Source organism: Eisenbergiella massiliensis, from assembly GCF_003435485.1.
The window spans coordinates 245,459-265,434 of the sequence record NZ_QVLV01000003.1 but is presented as its reverse complement, the minus strand read 5'-3'; the positions used below and the strand labels follow the sequence as shown (position 1 = coordinate 265,434).

The following is a 19,976-nucleotide window of genomic DNA, read 5'->3' as shown; positions in this document are numbered from 1 at the left end:
GGGGGGAACGGTTTGCGGCTGAGTGAAGGTCTGGGAGAAGAGGAGCAGTTATATAAAAGCCTGTATGCAAGGTGCCCTGAGGTCTGGGAGGAGCCGGTGGAGGACTGGGCCGGGCTGGTGAGGCGGTGTCATAAGGCCGGAATAAACGATATTCCGAATGAAGCACCTTCCATGATGGGCAGCGTATTGACGGAGGATGATTTTTTCACAGAGAATTTCAAGGAGGTTGTCTGCTTTAATAACCTCAGGTATTGTCCGCCGTTTCTTCATAAGCTGGAGTTTATCAAGATTATTTATGTGTGGAGCGGAAGCGTGACCGTGTATCTGGATAATGTGAAATATGAGCTTTTATCGGGGAATTTCTGCATAATTACGCCGGGAATCCGGCATACGGTGTTTTCCAGGCACGATGAGGATGTGATCATCAATATCCTAATGCGCATCAGTTCCTTTGCCAATGCGTTTTCGGGGATCTTGATGGAACAGAATATCCTGGCTGATTTTTTCTGGAAAATCCTTTATACGAAGCACAGCAACCGGGTATTGATGTTTGGCTGCAATAATGATCCGAAGCTGGACCGGTGGGTGGAGAGGATGTTTGATGAGTCAGCGCGGCAGCAGGCGGCAAGCAACCTTCTGATGAAAAGCTATGCCATGATTTTCCTGGGTATCGTTATGAGGGAGCATCTGCCGCAGCTGCAGCTGAAGGAAGAGCTGACGGACGAGGTTTATGTGCTTCCCGCCATCATCCAGGCGATCAGGCAGAACCTGAAGAGTATTACGCTGGAGGAGCTGACAAGGCAGTTCGGTATGAGTGAGAGTGAATTAAAACGGTATATCGTCAGGGAAAGCGGCTATACCTACCGGTATCTGCTGCGGGATCTGCGGCTGAGAAGGGCAGTGGAGCTGCTGCGGAATACCAACCTGAGTATGGAGAGAATTATGGAGGAAACCGGGTACAGCAATATGAATAATTTTTACCGTAGCTTTAAGGAGCATTTCGGGCAGACGCCTCTGGAGTTCCGGAAAAATGGGGAAGAGATTTTGATTTGAGGGAAAAGACGGCTGGCAGGAGAAAGAAACGGCAGGAGAAAGAAACGGCAGGTAGGAGAAAACATCAGCAGGCGGTAATAACAGCAGTTCTTATACAGGAGAGCTGAAATAAACGCTTGGGAAAATATCATAAACTGTAATAAATTCAGACGGAGGAGCCGGTACGATCATTGGATTGTACCGGCTTTTTTCTGTACTGACGGGGCTTGGCTAAGAGAGGATGCCTGAAAGAGAATGGCCAAAAAAGGTCATATAAAACAAGTTTTGTGTAGAGTGATAAAGTAAGACGCTAAATATATAATAAAACCACACAAAACATACAAAACGGATCCAGATAAAAGGGGATTGTATTGTGAAATTATCAAGGAGGGAATGGAAATGGCTAAAAAATTGTCAGCAATAGTTTTGGCGGCAGCATTATCATTGTCATTATTGACAGGCTGCGGAAGCGGAAGTACGGATACCGCGGCTTCGGCGCCGGCCGAAACAAAGGGGACGGAGGGAAGCGCAGCAGCGGCGGAGGAGGGAAACGGTGAATTGATTCCCGTTACCTTCAGCAGGGCGCAGGACTCCCTGATGGAAACAGATATTTTTGCCAGGATGGAAGGCGCAACCTATGAGGATAATCTGTGGACGGATTTGATCGCGGAAAAGCTGGGATATGATGTGAAATACCTGTGGATCGCTTCCAGCGCGGAGCTTCAGACGCAGAAGTTCAATGCGGCTATGGCGGCGGGGACGATCCCGGATATCGTGTGTGTGAATAAGACCGATTTGAAGCAGCTTGTGGAAGCGGGCCTGGTAGTGGATATGAAGCCTTATTTTGATGAATATGCCAGTGATTTCGTGAAGGAGCTGATTGCAGCCGGCGGGGATGCGGCGATTCAGGCATGTACCTACGACGGCGTGCAGTACGGAATTCCTTATGTGGACTGTGATATTGAAACAGCGCAGATGCTCTGGCTGCGTCAGGACTGGATGGACGAGCTGGGACTGAAGGCGCCGGAAACGCTGGATGAATTAAGGGAAATTTTAAAAACCTTCAAGGAGCATGCCGGAAGCGGCGGCGTTGGGCTGGCTGTCAGCAACGATATTTACGGCAACAACTTTGACATTAAAGGCTGGTGCAATGCCTACGGCGCATATCCCAAATACTGGATCGACGACGGAAGCGGCAAGCTGGTTTACGGCAGTACGACCCCTGAAATGAAGGAAGCACTGGGAAGCCTGGCGGAGCTGTTCCAGGAGGGGCTGATTGATCCGGAATTTTATGTAAATGACAATGATAAGACCAAGGAAGCGCTTGTAAACGGAAAATGCGGGGCAATGTACGGTTATCATGCCGGTTCTCTGTGGCCTTTGCAGGATGTGGTGGATGCGGATCCCGAAGCAGACTGGCGTCCTTATAAGCTGCCTGTGAAAAATACGGGAGACAAAATCAGGCCCGGCATCCATATGTGTACGGCAAGCTGGTATGCGGTGAGCAAGGATTGTGCGCATCCGGAAGCGCTGGTGCAGATGCTGAACCTGTATTGTGAAAAGGTGCTTGATCCGGAACTGAATGAATATGCGGTATATGCAAATCCCGGCGATGGCCTGGAAGGCGTGTGGAGACTGACCCCGGTAACCATCAACAGCCCGAACAAGAACCAGGTAACAGCCAAGGCGATTGAAGAGCCTCTGAAAACAGGGGAACCCGGGGATCTGACCGGCGAGCAGTACAGTATGTGGGAGTACAGCTACAAGGCACAGAACGGCGATACCCAGCTGTGGGGCTGGAACAGGGTATTCGGTGCGGACGGTTCCCAGCAGCTGCTGATGAGCTATCAGAACGACAGCAACGTGGAATTGGTATATGATCAGTTCTTCGGCGCCCCCGGCGAGGTTATGACCACAAAGAAAACCACGCTGGATGATATGCTGGATCAGGTATTTATCAAAATTATTGCCGGACAGGAGCCGCTGGATTCCTTCGATTCCGTTGTGGAGCAGTGGAGCGCGGCAGGCGGACAGGATATGACTGATGAAGTAAATGAGTGGTATGCTTCCAGCAAATAAAAATGTGGTTTTCAGAAACAGTTTTTACATAAGATTTAAGTCGGAATAGGAAAAATGCAGACTTATTTCAGAACATCCGGGGCAGCAGAATATGCTGCCTCAAATGTTCCAGACGTTACAGGCGGGCTGTTTGCGCCGGTTACGTGCATGTCAGGAGGTAAGGAGAGGAGCAGTATGGCTTCAGGAAAGAAAAAGGTAAAAAATAAATATACATTTGCCATATTTAAAAGAGAACTGCCGCTGCATCTGATGCTGCTGCCGGGGTTGATTCTGGTGGCCGTGTTCAGCTATACGCCGATGGCGGGGCTTGTCATTGCATTCCAGAAATTCATACCCAGCAAGGGGATGTTCGGGGATCAGCAGTGGGTGGGGCTGGGAAATTTCAGCTATGTGTTCAGCCTTCCAGGCTTTAACCAGGCTTTGAAAAATACGATCGTTATCGCCTTCTGGAAAATCATACTGGGCCTGGCGGTGCCGATTGTTTTTGCCCTGATGTTAAATGAAGTTAACAGAAATGGCTTCAAAAGAACTGTGCAGACTGTGGTGTATCTGCCCTACTTTTTATCATGGGTGGTACTGGGCGGTATTTTCCTGGATATGCTTTCCCCCAGCAGCGGAATCATCAATCAGATCATTACGGCGCTGGGAGGAAAGAGTATTTTCTTCCTGGGGGATAACCGTTATTTCAAGCCTACACTGATCTTGACGGATATCTGGAAAAATTTCGGCTATGGAGCAATTGTTTATCTGGCGGCCATATTGGGAATCGATACGGATCTGTATGAGGCGGCGCAGATCGACGGGGCCAACCGCTGGAAGCAGGTGTGGCATGTGACGCTTCCGGGAATGCGCATGATTATTGTGCTGATGATGGTGCTCAGCCTGGGGAATGTGCTGAATGCGGGCTTCGATCAGATTTTTAACCTGTACAGCAAGGCCGTGTATGAATCAGGAGATATCCTGGATACCTTTGTATACCGTCTGGGCCTGATAGACGCGCAGTACGGGCCGGCGACCGCCGTGGGGCTGTTTAAATCGATCATTTCCACGATGTTTATTTCGGTTTCCTACTGGCTTGCCTACAGGTTTGCGGATTACCGGATTTTTTAGGGGAGGGAATCACAGTGAAAAAAATGACAAAGGGACGTATTGTCTTTCAAATTATCAATTATACGGTTCTGATTCTGTTGTCCGTCCTGTGCCTGTTTCCGCTGCTGAATATACTGGCCATGTCCTTTTCCAGCGCAACGGCGGTATCTGCGGGAAGGGTTTCCCTCTGGCCGGTGGAGTTTAATACCTATGCCTACAGCTATGTTATCGGAAAGCGGGATTTCTGGAATTCTCTGCTGAAATCCGTGGAAAGGGTATGTATCGGCGTACCTTTTTCCATGCTGATTACCATTCTGGTAGCCTATCCGCTGTCCAAGGAACGCACGCAGCTGAGGCTGAGAAGCTTTTATTCCTGGATTTTCTTTTTCACCATGCTGTTTTCCGGCGGGCTGATCCCGGGATATCTGCTGATACAGAACCTGCACCTGATGGATACCATCTGGGCGCTGATCCTGCCTATGGCGGTGCCGGTTTACAACATCGTGCTCATGCTGAATTTTTTCCGGGGTATTCCCCATGAGCTGGAGGAGGCTGCCCTGATTGACGGTGCAAACCAGTTCCAGACCTGTTTCCGGATTTATGTGCCCTGTGCCAAGCCGTCCATTGCGACGCTGACCCTGTTCTGTTTTATTACTCATTGGAACAGCTACTTTGATGGATTGATTTTTTCCAATTTCCCGGAAAGCTATCCGCTGGCTTCCTTCCTGTATACGGTGGTGGTGCAGCGGGATATGAGCCTTTTGAGCATGGAGCAGATCAGGGAGCTTTCGCTGGTGGATGACAGGACCATCCGCTGCGCGCAGATTTTTATTGCGCTGATTCCCATTATGCTGATTTATCCGTTTGCCCAGAAGTATTTTGTAAAGGGCATGACGGTGGGATCCGTGAAGGGCTGAGTGCTGCCGCCCGCAGCTATTGTTTCGTGGGAAAGCGCCGGGAACGGAGGAAAAAGGTGACTGTGAAGGTACGAAGCAGTTACGGAAACGGCGCAAAGGCAGCTGAAATGAGATTACATACCGGGAGAAGGATTTTATAATGAAGCTTACCAGACTTTTAACACAGAATTTAGATAATCCCATTGGCCTGGGATGTACAAAACCCTGCTTTTGCTATACCCTGCAGTCAGAGGAAAGGGGAAGCAGGCAGACTGCCTGTCAGATACTTGCCGCATCCTCACCGGAGCTTCTGGAGGAAGGACGGGCCGATCTGTGGGACAGCGGAAAAATGCAGGAAGAAAGAAATTATGCCATTCCCTATGAAGGCGCTCCGCTTGTGTCCAGGCAGGAGGTTTTCTGGAAGGCAAGGGTGTGGGATGAAAAAGGGAACGTTTCGCCGTGGAGCGGGCCTGCCTCTTTTGAAATGGGGCTGCTTGAGGAGAAGGACTGGAAAGCGGCCTGGATCGGCCAGGGGGATGATTTTACCGGAGATAAGTCAGCGGCGCCGGCCATTGTGGGCCGTTTTACGGTAAAGGCCCGGGGCCGGGTAAAAAAGGCGAGGCTCTATATCAGCGGCCTGGGGCTTTTTACGGCGGGCGTCAATGGAAAGCCGCTTTCCGAAAACCTGTTTGAGCCGGGGGAGAGTGAGTTTAACCGCAGGGTATATTATGTTACTTATGATATCCTCCCTTTTCTGCAAGAGGGGGAGAATGCGGTGGGCGTGGTTCTGGGAAATGGGCAGTATGTGAATTTTGCCGTGGATCCTGTGATGAAAAAAGGGGATGGAACCCTGTCGGAAAAGCATCGTTACCAGAAGGATGACACGATTTTTCTCAAGGACGGCATCTGCGGGAATAAGAAGCTGCTTGCCCAGGTGGAGCTGACCATGGAGGACGGAGCTGTGGTAATAGCGGCGGCCAGCAGCGAAGCCTGGAAAACAGGGGAAAGTCCTGTGACCTTTCAGAACTGGTACGGCGGAGAGGATTATGATGGGGTGAAGGCGCTTCAGATGAAGGGCTGGGATACGCCGGAGGCAGAGCTTAAGGGCTGGGGGAATGCGGCAGTCATGGAACCGCCCAAGGGAAAGCTGGCGGCAAGGGAATTCCTGCCCATACGTATCTGGGAAAGATGGACTGCCGCGAGTGTTGTCAGGCTTCCAGACGGTAACTGGCTGGTGGATATGGGGAAAAACAGCGCGGGTTTTGTCTGCCTGAGGCTGGAGAATACCCGGCCCTTTGCGGGGCAGAAAATTGAGCTGTATCCGGGGGAGGTGCTGAAGGCGGACGGCAGCGGTGTGGATCAGGCCTCCTGTACCCAGAGCTGCGATACGTTGTATCAGTGCAGGGTGATGGACAGCTATGTTGTGGCCGGAACCGGAAGCGAGCAGTGGCATCCGCATTTTTGCTATCATGGTTTTCAGTATGTGGAGGTGGCGGGATTCCCGGGCATTCCCACCGTGGAAAATTTTGAGGGCTGTGCGGTCAGGCTGATGAATGAAAAGCATTCGGATTTTGAAACGGATCAGGAGATACTGAATGCGGTGAACCGGATGACGGACCGTTCCATTGAGAGCAACATGATGTGCAGCTTTACGGATTGTCCGCAGATCGAAAAACTGGGATGGCTGGAAACAACGCAGCTGATGTTTTCTTCCATGGCGGCGGGATATGATATCCGCAGCTGGATTCCGAAAATCATGGATGATATGCAGGATGCGCAGGTAACGGAGGAGCTGCTTGGGGAAGCCCCCATGAAAAACGATCCGGAAAGCTATCCGGGCTTTGCGGTTGACCGTTTTGACAACAGGGAGACGGAGGAGGCGGGCTTTGTGCCGGGGATAGCGCCTGAATATTTCAGGATTGGACGTCTTTTTAAGGATCCCAACTGGGGCGGGGCCTGCGTGATGACACCCTGGTATTACTATATGGAATATGGCGACGAGGGAATCCTGCGGAAGAATTTCGGCATGATGAGGGGATATGTGGATCATCTGGAACGGCAGTCCGTGAACGGCGTGCTGAAGGGGTATGCCCATATGGGAGAGTGGGGACAGCTGAATGAGGAGACGCCCACTACGCTGGTGGCAACCTGCGCTTTTTATCTGCAGGCGGTGACGCTTTCCCGGATAGCCGGGATTCTGGAGGAGACGAAACTGCAGGAGCGTTACCGGAACCTGGCGGAGCGGATACGGAGCGGATTTTACGAGGATGGGGAGTGCTGGCGGCCGGAGGAGGAAAGCTATGGAAACGGCAGCCAGGCAAGCTTTGGCTGTGCATTGTTTTCCGGTATTGTGCCGCAGGAGAAGGAGGAGGCCGCGCTGCGCGGGCTTATGGCTGCGGTAACGGCGCGGGGCGATCATTTATCCTCCGGCGAGGTGGGATTAAAGCAGGTGTTTCATGCACTGGCCTCCCGTGGGGAAAATGATACGGTGTACCGTATGGTCATGAACCCTACAGCACCCAGCTACAGGCATCATGTGGATCAGGGCCTGACCACACTGCCGGAGTTCTGGAATTATACGGAGCTGTGGAATGGGCTGGGACGCTCCCGGAACCATGCGATGATGGGGCATGTGAAGGAATGGCTGTGCCGATTTGTGCTGGGAATTACGCCTGTTGAGCCAGGGTATGGCAGAGTGAGGATCCGGCCGTGGCTGAATGAGGAAATCAGCCGGGTGAAGGGGTCGGTATTCACCGTGCGCGGAAAAGTTAAAGTGGAATGCAGCAGACGGGACGGACAGGTTTTGATGGTAACTGTGATTCCTGTGGGAGCAAAAGCGGAGGTCTTTGTGCCCTTTGAAGAGGGGAAACGCTGTTTCCTGGACGGAGAGGAATTCCATGATTTTGTAAAAACGGGGGATGGGTATATCAGAATTGATGGGGTGCCTTCCGGGCGGTATGAATGGAGTGTCAGGTGACAACAGGGGAATGATGGATGCTGATTAATCCGGATAGCGGATACAGAGAGCGAAATTTGTTTGTAAGCCGGACTGTAGAACCTTGGCCTGTAATTTATAAAAAGAGCTGGGAGAAAGGAGGAGTTATGACCTTTCACGCCGGCTCTTTTTTGCTGTTACATTGGGAAGCTATATGTTTAACAGTTTCCCGCATGCCTCGGTCTTTGTTTGAACGGGTATTCTAATCGGTTAAAAGAATTCAGGATTCATAAACGGCATGATCAGTTCGGTCACTTCACCATCGGAATCAAGCCCCCAGTAAGCGCTGTAAATGCCGTCGCCCATACCGCTTGCGAACATGATGACATGGTGCCCTGTCCGGGGCAGCTGCCAGCTAAGGAAGCTGCCGCCCTGATTTTGTACATGGGGGAATTTTCGGCGACTTTCTTCAAAAAGCGCCGCAAAATAGTCGTCGTATCTGTTTTTCCCCGGATTTTCCTTGTGCCACTGTGCAAAAAAATCCCGGTATTCTTCCCCGATTTTTACGTCGGTACAGCATGCAAGGCCTGTATCCACACCGAAAAGCGTCCATACGCCCGGTTGTCCCAATTCCTCCGGTTTCTTACCCTTTGGCATGGCGATTTCATATCGGACGGCCGGACTGTCACTGACAATAAGCCTTGCCGCGGCAATCCGCAGACCGGCCAGTTCAGAATGTAAGACAGCCAATTCCAGCGGATAGCTCCCGGCAGGAACCTTTCTGTCCAGATAAGTCGCATATTCGCCGCCGAGATAAGCAAGCGGATCGGCCAGTACAACTTCTCCGGTGGGAAAATCGGCGTTCCCCGGGATAAAAGTTTCCAACCGGCCGCCGGTCTGAAACAGGCCCTGAAAAAATTCGGAAGGATAATTGTCCTGATTTAAGAACTTCAGATTTTTTTCAAACGCCAGCTGTACCGGGTGCTTCACCGGCTCCCGGATTTCTTTTCCGTCCCGCGTATCAAGAAAGTAGTTTCCCGACGGGTCGGAGCATAGCTCCAAGTCACTTCCCACGGGCATATAAAAAACATTTACAACCGCCGGTTCAATATTGGCGAGGGTGTTAAAATCCACAATCGTCATATTGTCGGGATTATCAACATATTCCTGGGTATCCGTGTCGCCCAGGGCAACCCAGCCGTTGCCGTATTCGCTGTTTTCCCGGAATAACCATTTCAGCTTTGAGGTGCCTTCCAGAATTGATTTGCTGACAATAGTCCCGCCGGCGCCGGTGATATATTGTTTCATTTCTTTGGGGGGCGGTTCGTTTTTCTTTTTGTTGAATAGTGCCATATTGATTCTCCTTTTATAAGTTTTAAATCAGGTTCTTATATTTCTTATTTATCATTTTAAACTGAATTATCAGACAAACGTTCCAGTGTTTTTGCCCGATCAAAGGCTAAGCGTAAAAAAGTTTCCGGAGGCAGGTTCTGATACCCTCCATTTTCAGCTTCTAATGCTATAGCGCCTTTGTAACCGGATTGCCTGATTTGACGCATAGTAGTCTGCCAGTCAATCGTACCGTCAAAAGGGATCAGGTGTTGATCTTCAATTCTGTTATTATCATGCAAATGAAGTGCCATCAGGCGGGAACCATATTGTGCCAGCAGATTACATTTCGGGTGCCAGTAGTGGTGGTGTCCGGTATCATAACAAAATCCGGCGCGCGGGGAGTCAATATTATCTAAGATATATTTTAAATATTCATATCTTCTCATATTTTCAAAAGCCACATATATATTATATTTTTCCGCCTTATCTATAATCCGTCTGATTCTGTCAAGACCAAGCGGATTATATGGCGGTACGTTATTCCCTGAGGAGGGATGCATGACTATCGTTGGTATTCCGTATTCTGCGCATTCGGTTATTAAATGTAAATAGTATTCTGTAAGATCATTCCCGACGATATTATCAAGCCAAATATTATTTATTCTTTTAAAGGGCGCATGGATATTTTCAACATACAGCCCGGACTTCCGTGCTAAATCCGGATTGCCGCGGTATTCTATGTCGCCAAAAGAATCGTCCCACCATAACATTACGCCGTCAAAACCAGCTTGCTTTATCCTTTTGAAGTTCTCGGACATTGACAGTTCGTAACCAAACCAACTAAAGGTTGTAATCATAGCATAGCCCCAATGTAAATTTTTTGATTAACCGACAGTGATATATTTAATCCTACGAGGATAATACAATTCTGTCAAATGTATTTGTGAGTTGGAAGAGTATGGCGGAATTATTGAATAAAATGTAATTGCCACCTCCAATACACTTTTGGTACAAAAAAGGATACATCAGCTTTCACGGCTTTTGTATCCTATTATTTGAGTTTCTATCAATTCCGACCGTCTTTGCCATCCAGTTGGTATTAATACGCTTCCGTTTATCACCGGATGACCAGTTCGTTATTGGTGATTTCGGAAACTTTATCAATATAATCAGTACTTATCATATGGCTGTTTTCATCCATGAGTGATGTTAAAGAATCTGCTGCATTTTCTACTTTATATGCAGCAAATTTATGATAGGATAATCGTATGCTTCGGGGAATTACCGGTTTTTCTTCTCCTCTATAGTTATTTTCCACCTTTTCTGAATATAATAAAATATTTGAGGAAGTAAGAATGTAAGGACTGTGTGTGGTGATTATTACCCGGCTGTCGGTGGCATTTACCATTAAAGCAATAAGGCTTATCATATCTTTTTGGGCTATAGGAAATAAGTGGGCTTCCTGTTGTCCGGAGGATCCATACATCAGCTTTACCCAATGATGTTCATCAAAATAAATTTTTTCACCGTCGCTGTCATTTACATAATCGGCTTTTAATATTTTTTTAATCAGTTCATATGCGTGGGTGACTGCTGAATTATTAATTTGTCCTTTCACTGTTTTTGTATAGTTCTGGACCATTTCTGGTATCTTTGTACCAAATTGGCTTTTTGTAGCTCTGATTAACTTTACAAATTCCTGCATGGTCAAATCCATTTCACTAACAGAGATATCATGCAGCTGTTCTGACATAGTAGCCAGCAGGCTTCTTCCTGCCGGAATATAAATGATTTCAGCTCCATTTTTAAAATGTCGTTGAAGGAGAAAAGGACATAACCATCTTTATTTAGGCAGATCTCTATTTTTTTTCATCAAACAAATAAGTGATACGGAACTTTTGCATATGCTTTGTAGTTCCAAAACACCCAATGAACTGCTTCGTCATTGATTGGGCCCAAATTTCGTATTAAAATTTTATAATTCATAATCTGCTCTTTCTGCACCTGTATTTGATTATTTATTCATTTTATACACCGGATCCGCCGGATACCCGCCCTTGAGCTTCTGCATTCCGCGCTGTACCGCGTCTTTGGAGGTCTTCCAGTCCGCGTCCTTGTTCCGGTAGTCGAATTTTTCGATGAGCCAGTCCACATCACCGGAAACGCGTTCCATATTTTCCTCCATCAGGCGGAATACCAGAGGATAAAAGTCCTTTTTTTCAGCATCACCCAGATGGGCGTCCGCATTCGCGCACAGATCTCCGAAATGATGGAGGCAGAAGCCCTTGCTGTTTTTCAGCTTTTCACGGAAGGCTTCGTCATTTTTATACAGGTAGAAAAAGGTATCCATGTAGCGTGCGTATTCCTTGGTGAAATAATCGCAGATATAGCAGGTTTTTTCCTTTTCCGCAACCCAGGAGGCGATGGCGTTGGCATCCGCGGGTCTGCCCTTCAGCTTATCCATCAGGGAGGTTTTGCCGGGAGTGAAGTGGGAGAACTGATCCTTCATTTCCGCAATGAGCTTCTTATAATGGGTCTTCAGAATCCAGCCGTTTCCTAGCGTGTTACCGTAATCGAACATTTTCTTGTAGTGCATGCGGCAGAAGCCGGCTTTGTCGGTGGCCTCCCTGGTATCGCTTTCCATATAAGAAGCGCAGGAGCCGAGAACATAGTCCATGATATCCTGCTCCACATTTCTTTCAATAAAGCAGAAGGGACATTCGTCCTCCGCATTCATGGCATCGTTGAGCGGGATGGTGTATAGTTTTTCTTTCATTAATCTTTCCTCCGGATATAGGTGTATGTTTGTTGCCTGTTGCAGTTTGGCTGCAGGCCAGGCTGCAGCGTCCGTCTGCGTCCGGTATTTCGGACGCTCTGTTTCTATTGTATCGGATTGGGGGGCAGAATACAATCACATATTCATGAAGGGTGTCCGTTCAATAAAAAAGAATATACAACCTGCCATTGAGGGTAAGTTCCCACAGGGCAGGCAGCGCATTCCTTTCTGTAAGGACGGATTTTTCTCTGAAACGTTGAATGTGCATATACAAAGTAAGTTTAGAAAATTTTAATTGGAAAATTTATAGGGAGGCTGTTAAACTGATAATACATCGGCGGCCGGAATTATGTGTAAGCCCTGTCGTCTGCCGGAACCAATAATGCCAATCTGCATTTACCTTACCACTATATTTCAATTCATTTTTTCTGTCCGAATCGGACGAAGATTTCATTCATTTATTAAAGATAACATACCTGTGTAAATACAGGGACAAAAATCAAGACAAAATGTAGGATACGGTTGCCCGATGTCGAATTAACAGCTATAATTATATGACAGGCAGGACTTTATACATAGCTTACGGAACGGAGGCTGTGTGAAAGGACACAAGAATAACGAAGAAGAGAAGGACGTAAAAGCTGTAACAGAGAATTCACGAAGAAGGAAAGCTGTACGCGAAAACACTCAAAAAGAGGCTGAATTACGGATTGAATTTCAGAAAGCAGCGGCGCAGCAGGAGGCTGGCGTACAAAGCAGCAGTGAACAGGCGGAGGGAAAGTCCGTCTGGCATCATGAGGATCTGGCCCTGAAGACAGCTGTCCAATATTTCGGTGAGGAGCTTATGCCGTTGTTGGGAATTAAAGGGAAAGCGGAGTATATCGCCCCTACCGAAATTGTAAAGCTTGAGGCCCGGGATCTGTATCAGGATTTTAATTATGCCATGAAGGAAAAATGCTGGGTGCATCTGAAAATCCTGCAGACATCGCAGGATTGTATAACTCAGCTGGAATTGGAAAAGATGCAGGCGGTTCTGTATACGTTTGCGGATAAATTCCTGACCGGAGATGAGTTAAATAATGTGAAAGAGGTGTTAGTAATGACGAAGCTTGGGCAGATGATTTTTAATGATGGCATTGAAGAAGGGCTTGAAAAAGGTATTCGTGCCTTAATTCTGGACAATCTGGAAGAAGGGGTAAGGGAAGAACGGATTCTTGAAAAACTCCAAAAACGGTTCTCCCTTACCCGGACGGAGGCAGCGGAAAAGCTGCGGGAATACAAAACACAATTATAAACAGCAGGAGCACACAGCAGGGAACTTTCCATCCTGTTTAAGCTGTTAGTTTTAACTATAACAAAAGATGTTTTTCGTAAAATTTACCGTTGTACACTCCTGCCGGATATGGTAGTATCTTAGGAAGAGTATTTTGGAGGAAAACAACAGGAGAGGAGACAAGAATTTGAGCACGAAAGAACAGAAAGTAAAAGTGGATGCGGATTATTCGCTGATGCCCGTTCCCAGACATGCCCGCCGGAATATCGTGACAATGTTCATGATCATGTTGGGGTTCACTTTTTTCTCAGCCAGTATGTGGACCGGACAGGAGCTGGGAATCGGACTTGATTTGAAAGGTTTCGTCGAAGCATTATTGCTGGGCGGCGCAATTCTTGGTATTTATACGGCACTACTGGCCTATGTTGGCTGTAAAACCGGATTATCCATGGATTTGCTGGCCCAGCATTCTTTTGGTAAAAAAGGCTCTTATCTGCCTTCCGCCCTCATCAGCTTCACACAGATAGGCTGGTTTGGCGTGGGCGTGGCCATGTTTGCCATTCCGGTTGCCAAACTGATTGCGCCGGACAAGCCGTGGGTGGTGCCGCTGCTGGTGGCCCTTGCGGGTATCTGCATGACCGGATCGGCCTTCTTCGGCATCCGGGCCATGACGATAGTAAGCTATATTTCCGTTCCCCTGATTGCCATGCTGGGAATTACGGCCATGATAATGGCGGTCCGCCAGGGAGATGCCTCCCTTGCTGAAAAATTTGCGGAAAGCCAGGGGCTTGGCGTCATCACCGGCGCGGGAATGGTTATCGGTTCCTTTGTCAGCGGCGGTACGGCAACTCCGAATTTTGCCAGATTTGCAAAGACGCCGAAAGCGGCTGTCTGGACCACTGCGATTGCCTTTTTCCTGGGAAACAGCCTGATGTTCTGCTTCGGTGCGTTCAGCGGCGTCTATGTGGGAGGCAACGATATTTTTGAGGTAATGATTGCCCTGAACCTCACCGTTTTCGCCATCATTGTCCTTGGCCTGAACATCTGGACTACCAATGACAATGCGCTTTATTCCGCGGGACTGGGGCTTTCCAATATCACGAAAATCAAGAAAAGCCCGCTGGTGCTCATTTCCGGCGCACTGGGAACCGTGGCCGCCATTTGGCTTTACAATAACTTTACGGGCTGGCTGAACATCCTTAACTGCACCCTGCCGCCTGTGGGCGCCATCCTGATTCTGGGTTATTTCTGCCATAAGGAGGATTATGACCAGGATAAGGAAAATACGCTGGAGGTGAACTGGTTTGCCATTGCCGGCGTAATCCTGGGAGCTGTTGTGGCGAATGTAGTCCCGGTGGGAATTGCATCCATCAACGGAATGGCCGTGGCGGTGGTCTGCTATCTTGTGGGTTTTGCGGCCGGCAGGAAAAAATAACTGTGAAGGCATTGCCAGCAGGAAAAGATAACAGTGAAGGTATCGCAGGCAGGAAAGGAAGAAAGTAAATGCTGATTAAGAATATTCATCTGGAAAACAGTGCGGAAACAACGGATATCAGAATAAACGACGGCGTGTTCGGGGAAATTGCGCCGTCCCTCCAGGCGCTGCCGGGAGAAGAGGTCATTGACGGAACCGGCAAAATGATTCTTCCGCCCTTTATTGAGTCCCATGTGCATCTGGATACCTGCCTGACGGCAGGAGATCCGGTCTGGAATATGTCCGGGACCTTATTTGAAGGCATTGAATGCTGGAGCAAACGGAAGGAAAAGCTGACGAAGCAGGATGTGAAGGAGCGGGCCGGAAGGGCCATCCGCATGCAGGCTGCAAACGGCGTGCAGTTCGTCCGCACCCATGTGGATGTGACGGATCCCAAGCTGGTGGCCATGGAAGCCATGCTGGAGCTGAGGGAAGAGCTGAAAAATGAGGTTACCGTCCAGATTGTTGCCTTTCCCCAGGAGGGAATTTTAAGCTATCCCAACGGTAAAGCGCTGATGGAAAATGCTGTGAAGATGGGAGCCGACTGTGTGGGAGCCATTCCCCATTTTGAGTTTACAAGGGAATACAGTGTGGAATCCCTGAATTTTGCCATGGATCTTGCATACCGCTATGACAGGCTGGTGGATGTGCACTGCGATGAAATCGACGACGAAGCGTCCAGGGGGCTGGAGACGCTGGCGGCAAGGGCCTATGAAATGGAAATGTTCGATAAGGTGACGGCCAGCCACACCACCGCCATGCATTCCTACAATAATGCCTATGTGAACCGCCTGATGAGGCTGCTGAAAATGAGCCGCATCAACTTTGTGGCCAATCCGCTGGTGAATACGCATCTGCAGGGCCGCACGGATACTTATCCCAAACGACGCGGCGTAACGAGGGTGAAGGAGCTGCTGGAGGCCGGGCTGAACGTTTCCTTCGGCCATGACGATATTTTCGACCCCTGGTATCCGCTGGGAACCGGAAATATGCGGGATACCGTATTCATGGGCCTGCATGTATGCCAGATGATGGGATATCAGGATATCTGCGATTCCTATAAGCTTATCACCTACAACGCCGCCAAAACCCTCCATCTGGGAGAAACCTACGGCATCCGGGAAAAGAATCCCGCGGATTTCATCATCCTGAACGCGGATAATTTTTACGATGCCCTGAACAAAAAAAGCGAGGTGCTCTATTCCTTCCGGGGCGGGAAAATGCTTGCCAAAACCGTACCGGCGCAGACGGAGATCTGTTTCTAGCCGTCGTCTGTCATCTGAATTTGTCAAAAAGCCGAAAGGCTTTTAAATAACCTGTTTAATACTATACTTATGAGGAGGATTAAAAAAATGGGTGAAAGAACCAAGAAGCAAAAGCTGATTCTCGGCATTCAGCATACCCTTGCCATGTTCGGCGCCACGGTGCTGGTTCCGGCATTGACAGGGCTGAATACGTCAATCACACTGTTTTGTGCCGGACTCGGCACGCTGCTGTTCCACTGGGTAACGAAGAAAAAGGTGCCCGTATTCCTGGGCTCCAGTTTTGCCTTTATGGCAGGAATCATGGCAATTATCGGGGACTCCCGTATGGGGGATCCGGATTTTATGGAGAAGCTGGCCTCGGTCAAGGGCGCGCTTATCATTGCCGGCCTGGTATATGTGCTGTTTGCCGGCCTGATCAAGATTTTCGGCTATGAAAAGGTGAACAAGCTGCTGCCCCCTATCGTGACCGGCCCGATTATCATTGTTATCGGCCTGCGTCTGAGCGGCACCGCCATCAACAGCGCTTTTTATTACAACGGAGAATTCAGCCTGAAATCCGTGCTGGTTACGGTGGTAATTCTGACTGTGGTCATCTGTGTATCCATTTTTGCAAAAGGGATTTTCAACCTGATGCCGATTCTGTTTGCCATTATCGCAGGCTACCTTGTCTGCCTGCCGCTTGGCTTCTGCGATTTTACCGCAGTGAGAGAGGCTCACTTCCTTTCCTTTATGGATAAGGACATTGTGGCGCAGCTGCTGTGCATACCTCAGTTCAAGCTGGACGCCATCCTCGCCATTGCCCCCATCGCACTGGTTACGATGATTGAGCATGTGGGCGACATCACCACCAACGGCGCCGTGGTAGGCAAGAACTTCATGGTGGATCCGGGCGTTCACAGAACGATTCTGGGCGACGGCCTTGCAACTGCGCTGGCAGGCCTTCTGGGCGGCCCTGCTAACACAACCTATGGAGAAAATACGGGCGTTCTGGCCGTAACCAAGGTATACGATCCTTCCGTTATCCGTATCGCGGCTGTGTTTGCCATGATTCTGGGTATCTTCGGAAAATTCGGCGGATTTATCACAAGCATCCCGTCACCCGTTACCGGCGGCATCAGCATCGTGCTTTACGGTATGATTTCCGCAGTGGGCGTGCGTATCCTGATTAATTCCAGGCTGAACTTCGGCAACAGCCGCAACCTGCTGGTGGCCGCTATCATCCTGGTTCTGGGAATCGGCTGCGACAGCATTCCCGTATACGGCGCGGTTACCATTTCCGGCCTGGCGCTGGCAGCGGTTGTTGGCATCATTCTGGCATTCATCCTTCCTGAAGGGGACGACAGCGTGCTGAACTGACCTGCATAATTTACAGGTTATAGGTAACAGCTCAGAACGGCAGAGCCATGAAAGAAGATATCCGGCCTGGACTGTTACATTTCCAAAATAAAAAGACGTCTGAGTACTTCCGTATAGCGGCAGCATTCAGACGTCTTTTTTTCCTTACAGGCGGCGGATACAGGCGGAACCGGTGAATAGCGGCGGGAACGGCAGATAAGTAACGATAGCCCGGCCTGCAGCCTGCCAATTCGCCGCTCCGCTAATCCGATCCGTCAATCCGTCTGTGTAGTAATCCTGATATCCCCGGAGCTGCATTTGATTCGCACCCAGTTGTCAAATTCTTTGTCAAAGGTATAATAGGTATCGCCCAGGTCATGTTTATTTATCCTGATATTCCCGTAATCTGTCTTTAAATCATAACCGAAGGAATCCGTAAGCTGCGTTACAAGCTCCACACTGCCATAATCCGATTTAATATCCAGATTTTTGAAAAGGAAGCCTTCTGCTTTCATGTCCCCGCTGCTCAGAGTGAGTCTGGCATTTTCAGAGGTGATACCGTTCAAATCCACATTGCCGTAATCACTGTCCACAGTGAGCGCCCCGGTGGAGGACTGCTGCATTTTCAGCGTTCCGCTGCTTAAGAAGAGTGTGGTATTACCTGAGATTTCCGAGTTTTTCAGAATGCAGTCGCCATAGTCATCGGAAAGCTTCAGACTTTCCGCCTTCAGGTTATCCGCGGTAAACTTCCCGGAGCTTAGGCTGAAATCCGCGCTGGTACAGGTGATATCCGTAAGACGCGCGTCGCCGTAATCATTATCTATTGTAAGCTGGCCCGTTTTCAGCCCGGACAGCTCCGTTTTCCCGGAGGAGGTGGACACATACACTGTGTCAAGCTGCGTATTTTCCGGAATATATACTGTGAGATATTCTCTGGAGCTGTTCCAGCTGTTGTATACAGTGCCGGAAAAACTGCTGCCGAAAAGGAAAAAACGGTTATTACCGTAGTTATGCGGAGGCTGGCTTATGGTCAGGCAGCCGTTTTTCACGCTGATAACAGGCTTCTCCCATGCGGTCAGTTCATATTCCAGAGAAAAATGATCCGATTCTTCAATGGTAATATCAGCATAATCCATCCGGATATCTATCCGTGTGAATGGCTCCAGCTGATCGATTTTATCCGTCTGCACGGAGGGACCGTTGGGCTGGTTGCTTACCAGGGGGGAATAGACCACAAGCCCGTTTCCCGGTTCATAGCCCACGCCGGTCACAGCGCCTCCCAGAAGGCGTCCCGTCAGGGCCAGAAGCATCCCCACCCCGCACAGGATCCCACACACTATAAAAAATGTTTTACGCTTGCTCATTTCGTTCCCCCTTCTTTTTCAGGATACGGCCAAAGAGCCGGGCCATTCCGATAATTGTCCATTTACATGCCAGAACTATGCCATATACAGCTATCAGCCCAAAGCCCGTAAAGAAAAGGCCCATGCCAAAGCAGGTCATTGCAGCTGCGGGTGCGGATAGGAGCACTGTAAAGCCTGCGGCGAAGATCACCGGGCCAAGGACTGCCACACACAGCGCGAGTAAAACAAATGCAGCCAGCATGAGAAGTATGCACAACAGGCACAGCAGCACAAGCGCCAGAAGCAGCAGGGCGAACGGCAGCGCCACCGGCACCGCGCAGATGGCAAGAATTCCGATCCACAGTGCGTTCATATTTTTCCTGATTCCTTTATGCGGTACGGAAGTCTTGTCAATTGCCATATTGGTGATAATCTGTTCGGCAGCGTTTTCCGGGCTCCCCAGATCCTCTATGGCCTGCTGTTCCCGCTCCGGCCCCGCTTCATCAAAATATTCCTGAAAATATGCCATGGCCTCCCGGTAACTGTCGCCGGGCAGAATGCGGAGCCGCTTTTCCAGGGCATTCATGTATTCGGTTCTGTTCACTGTTTTTCACCTCCATGGGCAATTTCATATATAGCATTCACATAAAGGCGCCACTCATTTTCAAGATACTGACAGACACCCCGGCCCTCCGGCGTAATCTGGTAATATCTCCGGTTGCGCCCCTGATACTGCTGATCATAGGTTACCACCAGACCGTTTCCCTGCAGCCGCTTCAGAATCGGATACAGCGTGGAATCCTTTGTATTGGTAACAGTTTTCAGCTGCTGGCTGATTTCATACCCATAGCTGTCCCTTTTGCATAATACAGACAAAATCAGATATTCCAGCTGCGGCGTGCTGAGAGGATAAATCATATGACCCCTCCTTCCCCTTTATATATTATCTTATTGTATATATACTAATTTTATATATTATATTACGTATAATATATGCGGTCAACATTAATAAGAAATTATTAAGTATCTTTTTTTACAGTGCAGGCAGGCCTGCGGCATCATAAACGACCACGAACGGGGATGTTTCCTCTATAAAAAGATCATAGACACCCATCCCATGCTTACAAACTCACAGACGGCTGATTTT

Annotated in this window: 16 protein-coding genes; 9 read left to right on the top strand and 7 right to left on the bottom strand. The window is 49.0% G+C overall.

Annotated elements, in window-relative coordinates; translation table 11 throughout:
• The first annotated feature begins 12 nt into the window (after positions 1-12).
• From DXC51_RS06305 to DXC51_RS06285, 5 genes are all read left to right on the top strand, one after another.
• On the top strand, positions 13-1,053 hold the full coding sequence (locus tag DXC51_RS06305; protein ID WP_102287813.1) for an AraC family transcriptional regulator: 1,041 nt from the start codon (positions 13-15) through the stop codon (positions 1,051-1,053).
• 378 nt (positions 1,054-1,431) lie between these two features.
• Positions 1,432-3,111, top strand: a complete 1,680-nt coding sequence (locus DXC51_RS06300; protein WP_102287814.1) for an extracellular solute-binding protein — start codon at positions 1,432-1,434, stop codon at positions 3,109-3,111.
• A gap of 174 nt (positions 3,112-3,285) precedes the next feature.
• The gene (locus DXC51_RS06295) at positions 3,286-4,221 is read left to right on the top strand and encodes an ABC transporter permease (RefSeq protein WP_102288586.1); all 936 of its coding nucleotides are present in this window, start codon (positions 3,286-3,288) and stop codon (positions 4,219-4,221) included.
• A 23-nt stretch (positions 4,222-4,244) separates the two neighbouring features.
• Entirely contained in the window at positions 4,245-5,117 is an 873-nt protein-coding gene (locus tag DXC51_RS06290) for a carbohydrate ABC transporter permease (RefSeq protein ID WP_102288587.1), read from the top strand.
• Positions 5,118-5,256: 139 nt separating this feature from the next.
• Positions 5,257-8,073, top strand: a complete 2,817-nt coding sequence (locus tag DXC51_RS06285; protein WP_117530773.1) for an alpha-L-rhamnosidase — start codon at positions 5,257-5,259, stop codon at positions 8,071-8,073.
• A gap of 228 nt (positions 8,074-8,301) precedes the next feature.
• Here the strand turns inward: DXC51_RS06285 and DXC51_RS06280 are convergent, their stop codons facing one another.
• From DXC51_RS06280 to DXC51_RS06265, 4 genes are all read right to left on the bottom strand, one after another.
• Entirely contained in the window at positions 8,302-9,384 is a 1,083-nt protein-coding gene (locus DXC51_RS06280; protein ID WP_117530774.1) for an immunity protein Imm33 domain-containing protein, read from the bottom strand.
• Between the two features lie 56 nt (positions 9,385-9,440).
• Complete coding sequence (locus tag DXC51_RS06275) at positions 9,441-10,220, bottom strand: sugar phosphate isomerase/epimerase family protein (RefSeq protein WP_117530775.1); 780 nt, start codon at positions 10,218-10,220, stop codon at positions 9,441-9,443.
• Positions 10,221-10,480: 260 nt separating this feature from the next.
• Positions 10,481-11,116: an ATP-binding protein gene (locus DXC51_RS06270; protein ID WP_117530776.1), complete on the bottom strand. Its 636-nt coding sequence runs from the start codon at positions 11,114-11,116 to the stop codon at positions 10,481-10,483.
• A gap of 261 nt (positions 11,117-11,377) precedes the next feature.
• Positions 11,378-12,139 carry a DUF6062 family protein gene (locus DXC51_RS06265; protein WP_102287821.1) on the bottom strand — a complete coding sequence of 254 codons (762 nt, stop codon included), beginning with the start codon at positions 12,137-12,139 and terminating at the stop codon, positions 11,378-11,380.
• A gap of 598 nt (positions 12,140-12,737) precedes the next feature.
• Here DXC51_RS06265 and DXC51_RS06255 point away from each other — a divergent pair.
• The 4 genes from DXC51_RS06255 (at position 12,738) to DXC51_RS06240 (ending at position 17,507) form a co-directional block, all read left to right on the top strand.
• The gene (locus DXC51_RS06255; RefSeq protein WP_243003140.1) at positions 12,738-13,433 is read left to right on the top strand and encodes a hypothetical protein; all 696 of its coding nucleotides are present in this window, start codon (positions 12,738-12,740) and stop codon (positions 13,431-13,433) included.
• A gap of 166 nt (positions 13,434-13,599) precedes the next feature.
• Positions 13,600-14,847 carry a cytosine permease gene (gene codB / locus DXC51_RS06250; protein ID WP_025488833.1) on the top strand — a complete coding sequence of 416 codons (1,248 nt, stop codon included), beginning with the start codon at positions 13,600-13,602 and terminating at the stop codon, positions 14,845-14,847.
• A 68-nt stretch (positions 14,848-14,915) separates the two neighbouring features.
• Positions 14,916-16,151: a cytosine deaminase gene (gene codA, locus DXC51_RS06245; RefSeq protein ID WP_117530778.1), complete on the top strand. Its 1,236-nt coding sequence runs from the start codon at positions 14,916-14,918 to the stop codon at positions 16,149-16,151.
• 87 nt (positions 16,152-16,238) lie between these two features.
• Positions 16,239-17,507: a uracil-xanthine permease family protein gene (locus DXC51_RS06240; RefSeq protein WP_025488835.1), complete on the top strand. Its 1,269-nt coding sequence runs from the start codon at positions 16,239-16,241 to the stop codon at positions 17,505-17,507.
• Positions 17,508-17,761: 254 nt separating this feature from the next.
• On the opposite strand, the gene DXC51_RS06235 is transcribed toward DXC51_RS06240, so the two are convergent.
• The 3 genes from DXC51_RS06235 to DXC51_RS06225 are packed head-to-tail and all read right to left on the bottom strand — an operon-like array spanning position 17,762 to position 19,747.
• Positions 17,762-18,850: a DUF4097 family beta strand repeat-containing protein gene (locus DXC51_RS06235; protein WP_117530779.1), complete on the bottom strand. Its 1,089-nt coding sequence runs from the start codon at positions 18,848-18,850 to the stop codon at positions 17,762-17,764.
• Positions 18,837-19,433, bottom strand: coding sequence for a DUF1700 domain-containing protein (locus tag DXC51_RS06230; protein WP_025488837.1), 597 nt, complete (start codon positions 19,431-19,433; stop codon positions 18,837-18,839). Before DXC51_RS06230 ends, DXC51_RS06235 begins: the two co-directional genes overlap by 14 nt.
• Positions 19,430-19,747 carry a PadR family transcriptional regulator gene (locus DXC51_RS06225; RefSeq protein WP_021638261.1) on the bottom strand — a complete coding sequence of 106 codons (318 nt, stop codon included), beginning with the start codon at positions 19,745-19,747 and terminating at the stop codon, positions 19,430-19,432. The genes DXC51_RS06230 and DXC51_RS06225 overlap by 4 nt, the downstream gene beginning before the upstream one ends.
• Between the last annotated feature and the right edge of the window lie 229 nt (positions 19,748-19,976).